Below are 727 nucleotides of genomic sequence, written 5' to 3' on the forward strand. Positions count from 1 at the left end.
GCACGTTCACTGCCCAGAGCAGTCTGAAGACTTTCTATCTCGCTGGGGAGATAAAATCCAAGTGAGCCAAGATATGTTTGATCAGGCGGGTGGTGAGGTAGATTGGCTACCGCTAGACGACATCAATTTCGAGGATAAAGACGATCGTTAGTCCTTCCAAAAACTACAAAGCCCAGACGCAGAAATTGTCTGGGCTTTTTTGTATCGATGCCACCCGTCACCCATTCAATTGAATTGAGTGGGTGAACGTTCCATCAACCGTGTTTTTTAGCGGTAAGTTCAGCGATTTTTACAATCACAAGGACAGATTTTTCCATCATCTCTACAGAGATAAATTCATGGATACCATGAAAGTTGAAACCACCGGTGAAGATGTTAGGGCAAGGCAATCCCATAAAGGATAACCGCGCGCCATCCGTACCACCACGAATCGGTTTGATCAACGGTTCAACATCACACGCTTCCATTGCCTGTTTCGCTAATTCGATAATGTGAGGGTACGGCTCAACCATTTCGCGCATGTTGTAGTAACTGTCGGTAATGTTAAGTTCGACTGAACCGTGTTTCAGACCTGCGTTCATTTCATCGACAAGTTTTTGCATCAGCGCCTTACGCTCTTCTAACCCTTCACGGTCAAAATCGCGGATGATGTAACCAAGTTCACTGCGGGCGATACCCAGTTCTCCCGATTTCAGATGGAAGAAACCCTCATACCCTTCTGTGGTTT

General features: G+C 46.1%; 2 pseudogenes. One reads left to right on the plus strand and one right to left on the minus strand.

Annotated features, from left to right (window positions below):
- A pseudogene (locus R8N49_RS27025) lies at positions 1–151 on the plus strand (cell division protein DedD); the annotation flags it as partial.
- Between the two features lie 103 nt (positions 152–254).
- Here R8N49_RS27025 and R8N49_RS27030 read toward each other — a convergent pair.
- Positions 255–727, minus strand: a pseudogene (locus R8N49_RS27030) (peptidase T); the annotation flags it as partial.

Source organism: Vibrio sp. 1978 (assembly GCF_033344345.1).